A 6,000-nucleotide genomic window follows, 5' to 3' on the forward strand; every position below is an offset into this window, starting at 1 on the left:
AAAACGAAGGTAAAACCTAATTTTTTTTCATGGTATATTTTTAGAATGATTTTGTGCAGTAATCGAATCAACTATTGTTTAATCGCTATTCGAAACAAACGCGATTTTCTTACTGTCGGGCGACCAGCTCGGAACATTCATTGATCCCTGTCCGCCATAAATGTAGGCTATAATTCGTGGTTCGCCACCTTCGTACGGCATTAAACGAATAAGACAATGTTTGTAAAACGGATGATCAGCAGGATCAATATCTTCAGGAAATGAAATAAATACGATCCACTTTTTATCAGGGCTAACATGCGGAAACCAGTCGTTGTATTTATCATCGGTCAGCTGTACCGGATTTTTGCCATCGGCATCCATGCGCCACAATTGCATTTTTCCGCTTCTGGCCGAGTTGAAAAATATGTATTTCCCATCGGGGCTGAATTCAGGTCCGTCATCAAGTGTTTTTTCGTTGGTCAGTTGTGTTTCTTCGCCAGTAGCAACATTAACACCGTAAATGTCGAATTGACCGTTTCGCTGGCCGGTAAATATCATCGTTTTTTTATCGGGCGACCAACCATGAAAATACGAGGCGCCAAGTCCTGTTTTTGTTACCTTGACTGGGGTAGAATCGCCTTTTGCCGGCAAATAATAAATGGTGGAATTTCCGTCGTTATCAGCGCTGTGGTGCGAAATACCCAACAGACTTCCATCGAAAGTTAAAACATGGTCGTTGTTGTTGTTTGTGGCAAAGCCGGTATTTAACGGTTTGATTTCGCCGTTAGCCAGTTTGTAGGTGAATAAATGCCCTTTTGAATTGTAGATCAGCTTTTCATTATCAGTTGTCCAGTTTGGTGCCTGAATAGAATGTGCCGAATGGTGTATTTTTTTGCGCAAACCACTTTCAATATCCAGTATTTCAAGGTCGCTGCCAATATAATCGGTGTAAGGCACGTAATCTTCTTTTTCGGGACGGATAATTCGCACGTTTCGGTAAACAGCACTTTCCATCACATCTGCATTGTGGGCACAAACATAAATACCCACGTAAACTTCGTTGTCGAGCGACAGGTTTTCGAGTTGAGCCACTTTGAATGGTTCACCAAACTTTGCAGTCGACATGATGAAAGTGGAGCCTTTTCTTTCCAGCTGAATTACATCCGGCGACTGATCTTCGGACGTTACTTCTTCCGTATCGGCGCCTGCAGTTTTGCGGTATTGTAACGATGTAAGCCCGTCGCCATGAACAGTTGCATTGGCGTGTGGCGAGTTACTGTCAAGATTATTCCGAACCATCCAGCCCACTTTGCGGTGCGGATCAACGCCATCGCCCAAAAGTTTTACTTCGGCGCGTAGAATAAAATCGCCCTGAAGTGTTGTCCACAGGTAATGAAACTGGTCGTCGGCAAACCACATATTAAACCCTGAACCGCCAATTGTGTAGCTTTGGTTGTTCGAATTATACGAAGCAAAACCCGGGTGTTTGCAGTCACCAATATCGGTGTGGTTATCAAAAATCCCTGTTTTATTTTGTGCCATGGCAAAATTTAAACCGATTAATAAAATACAAAGTACGGTGATTAAACGAAAGAAAGCAGATTTGATCATTACGTTTTAATTTAGTTGGTTAGCGTTGTGAGAAAGGTAAAAATAAGGAGTTTTCAAACAATTAAAAGAATTCAGGACCTATTATTGAACACATTCTGCCAAACTAATTTCGTTTGTAATATTCTGCCCGTGTTGCCGGAACAACTTCGTCGCGGTAAAATGCCAGCGATTCCGATTCAAATTGTTCTTCGCTCCAGTCGTAATTTTCCAGAAATTCATTCCCGGCTATCCAAACAAAAGCAAGCGCATTTATCGTTCCTGAAACGGTTTCAACCTTAACCGCTGCCATCTTGTATTCATCACCTTCGTAAAAAGTTAGCAGGTCAATCGCATTTTTGTCGAGGTTAAGTAGTACTTTGCCCTTAACTGTGGAGTTGTTTTTTTTGATAATTGCCGGGTAATCGGCTCCTTTTAATGCTAAGCGCGAGTAGCCGTTAAGCGTTGCATCCTGCCATTCTAACTTCTGCCTGCTTAAACCCTCAGCAATTTCAGGAAACAGCAGCGAGCCATATACAAATACATTCATCATAAATTGTTGGCGTTAAACGAAATACTTCAAAATTAGCGCTGGCATCTTTGGAAAGCTAGAGTATTTCGGTATATTTGCTCCGCTTAAAAATAAGGTGTAAAAACCAGTGTAAAAAGTTTTTTGCACAACAAATGTTTTAAGTTGTTGCAGGCAAGAAGTTTAAAGTATGATTTCTAAAATAAAAATAACCAGGAAAATTGTAGTGCGCGCAGCCATGTTTGTGGCAATTATTGCGGCTGCTTTGGTTTTGGATAATTATTTTGGGAATAATCCTGAGGAGGTGAAAAAGATTCAGGCCGAATCGCAGGAGCAGAGTAATGAGCAGGGCGCAGTTTACCTGATTACTCAAAGCTCGTCGAATACAATTAAAACCTTCGAAGATCGTGTACATTCACGTCATTCAAAACCTCAGTTGCACGACAAATTTTTACGCAATTATCACTCCATTCGAAATTATCAGGTTTTTAAAGCAGAGGTAGTTAAACAAACCACCCCGCTTATTTTATCCTATCATTACCTGGTTTTTCAAAATCACGTCTTTTCTCCCGAAGAAGACTCTATGGCTTAATCGTAATTCTTTTATTCGTTTAAAAGAATAGCAGGTGCGAAGTGTGCCTGAATGGGCTGGAATTCAATCAAATAAAAATATCAATAAACATTTAAATTCAAATTAAAATGCAAAACAAAGGTGCAATTTTAACATTTGCAATTCTGTTGGCAGCGGTATGTTTTTACCAGCTATCTTTTACCTGGGTTTCGAACAAGGTGAAAGATGATGCCATTGAATATGCACAAGGTGATGAAATGAAAGAGTTTCAATACCTTGATTCAATGAAAAGTGAAGTGGTTTACAACTTCCTGGGCTTGAAAAAATTTACTTTTAAAGATGTTCAGGAACTGGAAATTAACCTGGGCCTTGACCTTAAAGGAGGTATGAACGTAACACTTCAGGTTGAAGTGCAGGATATCATCCGTGCCATGTCGAATTACAGCGACGATGAAACTTTTAACGCTGCACTGGCACTGGCAACAAAAAACCAGCAAAACAGTACAAAAGACTACGTAACGCTGTTTGGCGAGGCTTTCGAAGAAATTGACCCGAACGCAAAACTAGCGTCGGTTTTTAATACGCTGGAATTGCGCGACCAGGTAAACTTTAACACCAGTAATGCTGATGTATTAAAAATTATCGATGAGCAAACCAAGGCTGCAATTGCCAATGCTTTTAATATCATCCGCACACGTATCGACCGTTTTGGTGTAGCACAACCTAATATTCAGAACCTGCAAACAAGCGGTAGAATTTTGGTTGAATTGCCGGGTGTTAAAGATCAGAACCGTGTGCGCAGCCTGTTACAGGGAACTGCAAACCTGGAGTTCTGGGAAACTTACGAGAACCAGGAAGTTTACCAATATATGCTTCAGGCCAACGAGCGCATTAAAGAAATGCAGGTGCTTGAATCGGAAAAAAGTGTGGAAGATACCACTCCCGAAACGACAGAGGCCGAAGCAACTGCTGACACCACTGAAGAGAACTCTTTGCTTTCGGAACTGGAAGCCGGAGCAGCCGGTGATACAACAGCAACACCTGATAATTTAGCTGCTTTCAAAGAGCAGTATCCATTGTTTGCATTACTGAATCCAAGTACCGATCAAACCGGTCAGCTATACGCCGGACCGATTGTTGGTATCGCACATGCAAAAGATACAGCAGAGATTAATACTTATCTGCACAATCCACAAATTAAAAGCATATTTCCACGCGACTTGAAATTTGCCTGGACAGCTAAATCGATGGATGAAGCGGGCAATTATTACCGCTTAATTGCATTAAAAGTTACTACCCGCGACGGAAAGGCACCTCTTGATGGTGGTGTAATTACCGATGCCCGTCAGGATTTCGACCAGTTTGGTTCAAACCCTGAAGTAGCCATGCAAATGAATGCTGAAGGTGCAAAAGTTTGGCAACGAATGACCAAAGAAAACGTTGGTAAATCAATTGCCATTGTTCTGGATGGTTATGTTCGTTCATTCCCGAATGTTAACCAGGAAATTGCCGGTGGACGTTCAAGCATTAGCGGACTGGAAAGTATTGAAGAGGCGCAAGACCTTGCAAACGTACTGAAGTCGGGTAAAATGCCGGCTCCTGCACGTATCATTCAGGAAGATATTGTTGGTCCTTCGCTGGGTCAGAAAGCTATTAACAGCGGTTTACTTTCATTCGTAATCGCTTTTGCGCTTGTACTTCTTTACATGTTGTTCTTCTACAGTAAAAATGCAGGTTTGGCAGCAAACATTGCCCTGATTGCCAACATGTTCTTCATCTTTGGTATCCTGGCTTCGTTAGGTGCTGTGCTTACACTGCCTGGTATTGCGGGTATCGTGCTTACAATCGGTATGTCGGTTGATGCCAACGTGCTGATTTACGAACGTATTCAGGAAGAGATGCGTGCCGGAAAAGGTGTGAAGCTGGCCATTACCGATGGTTATAAAAATGCGTATTCTGCAATTATCGACGGTCAGGTTACTACATTATTAACCGGTATTGTACTTTACATGTTTGGTTCAGGCCCGATTAAAGGTTTCGCTACTACGCTTATTATTGGTATCCTGACTTCACTGTTCTCGGCAATTTTCTTAACCCGTTTGATTTTCGAATGGCAGTTGAAAAAAGGTGGCCGTATCCTGTTTGCTTCTACAGCAACCGAAGGCTGGTTGCGTAACATGAAAATTAAATTCCTCGAGAAAAGAAAAATGTTCTATGTGATTTCAGGGCTATTTATTCTGATTTCTATCGGTTCTTTCTTTGTTCGCGGGTTGAATTACGGTATCGACTTTAAAGGTGGTCGCTCGTACATTGTAGAATTCCAGAAAGATGTTGAAGTTGGTGAAGTTCGTGCTGCTTTGGCCGATGTTTTCGGTGCAGCTCCTGAGGTAAAGACTTCGGGCGAAGACATTAAAATTACTACCGACTACCGAATTGAAGACCGCAGTGAAGATGTTGATAACGAAGTGGAGGCTTTGTTAATGCAAGGCTTGAAAGATGCCGATCTGATCGACCAATCGGTAACACTTGAGGAATTTACGCAGGATTATCAGCAGAGTTCGCAAAAAGTTGGGCCTACTATTTCGGATGATATTCGTAAGGATGCAGCTATTGCAATCGGTTTTTCGCTCATCATTATTTTCTTGTACATTCTTGTTCGTTTCCGCGACTGGCAATATGGTTTGGGAGCTGTTGCTGCCCTGGCGCACGACTCGTTAATCGTATTGGGTATCTTCTCATTACTGTCAGGAGTACTGCCATTCTCGTTGGAAATCGACCAGGCGTTTATCGCAGCTATTCTAACCGTGTTGGGTTACTCGATTAACGACACCGTGGTTGTATTCGACCGTATCAGGGAGTACCTGGGCTTGCACCCAAAACGCGACCGTGAAGAAAACGTTGATGCTGCATTAAACAGCACATTGCGTCGTACTTTCAGTACATCGCTGTCAACTTTCGTGGTACTGTTAGCAATCTTCCTGTTTGGTGGAGCTACCATCCGCGGCTTTACGTTCGCCTTGTTGATAGGTGTAGTTGTGGGTACTTACTCATCGCTTTTCATTGCAACACCAATTGCACACGACACACGTAACCGTGTTGCTAAAGCCGTTGCAAAACGTAAAAAATAGATTGAAGAAAGAAGTCGGAAGTCGTTAGACGGAAGACCGGACTTTATACGAAGGATGTCATCGCTTAATTGGGGTGACATCCTTTTTTTGGTGTGCCGTGCATGGTAAATAGCTATAGGGTGAAAGTCCTGAATGGGGGTTTGTAGTGCCAACCATTAGCCGAAGGCAAGGGTGTCCATCGTGAGGTGGAATCTGAAGGAAGC

4 protein-coding genes are annotated in these 6,000 nt (G+C 42.4%); 2 read left to right on the top strand and 2 right to left on the bottom strand.

The genetic code is table 11. The features are described 5' to 3' along the window. Positions 1 to 78 precede the first annotated feature (78 nt). On the bottom strand, positions 79 to 1,524 hold the full coding sequence (locus BMW53_RS18805; protein WP_245749070.1) for a TolB family protein: 1,446 nt from the start codon (positions 1,522 to 1,524) through the stop codon (positions 79 to 81). A gap of 172 nt (positions 1,525 to 1,696) precedes the next feature. Then, positions 1,697 to 2,122, bottom strand: coding sequence for a gamma-glutamylcyclotransferase family protein (locus BMW53_RS18810; RefSeq protein ID WP_038558165.1), 426 nt, complete (start codon positions 2,120 to 2,122; stop codon positions 1,697 to 1,699). Positions 2,123 to 2,288: 166 nt separating this feature from the next. Here BMW53_RS18810 and BMW53_RS18815 point away from each other — a divergent pair, with 166 nt between their 5' ends. After that, a complete protein-coding gene (locus BMW53_RS18815; protein WP_038558167.1) occupies positions 2,289 to 2,690 on the top strand; it encodes a hypothetical protein in 402 nt (133 codons plus the stop codon). A 107-nt stretch (positions 2,691 to 2,797) separates the two neighbouring features. Continuing rightward, complete coding sequence (gene secDF / locus BMW53_RS18820; protein WP_038558169.1) at positions 2,798 to 5,797, top strand: protein translocase subunit SecDF; 3,000 nt, start codon at positions 2,798 to 2,800, stop codon at positions 5,795 to 5,797. Positions 5,798 to 6,000 lie beyond the last annotated feature (203 nt).

Origin of the sequence: Draconibacterium orientale (genome assembly GCF_900111425.1) — a bacterium.
Classification (GTDB): Bacteria; Bacteroidota; Bacteroidia; order Bacteroidales; family Prolixibacteraceae; genus Draconibacterium; species Draconibacterium orientale.

Excerpts from the sequence above, each read along its gene's own strand:
- BMW53_RS18805 (WP_245749070.1), bottom strand. The coding sequence starts at position 1,524 with ATGGCACAAAATAAAACAGGGATTTTTGATAACCACACCGATATTGGT.
- BMW53_RS18810 (WP_038558165.1), bottom strand. The coding sequence starts at position 2,122 with ATGATGAATGTATTTGTATATGGCTCGCTGCTGTTTCCTGAAATTGCT.
- BMW53_RS18815 (WP_038558167.1), top strand. The coding sequence starts at position 2,289 with ATGATTTCTAAAATAAAAATAACCAGGAAAATTGTAGTGCGCGCAGCC.
- secDF (WP_038558169.1), top strand. The coding sequence starts at position 2,798 with ATGCAAAACAAAGGTGCAATTTTAACATTTGCAATTCTGTTGGCAGCG.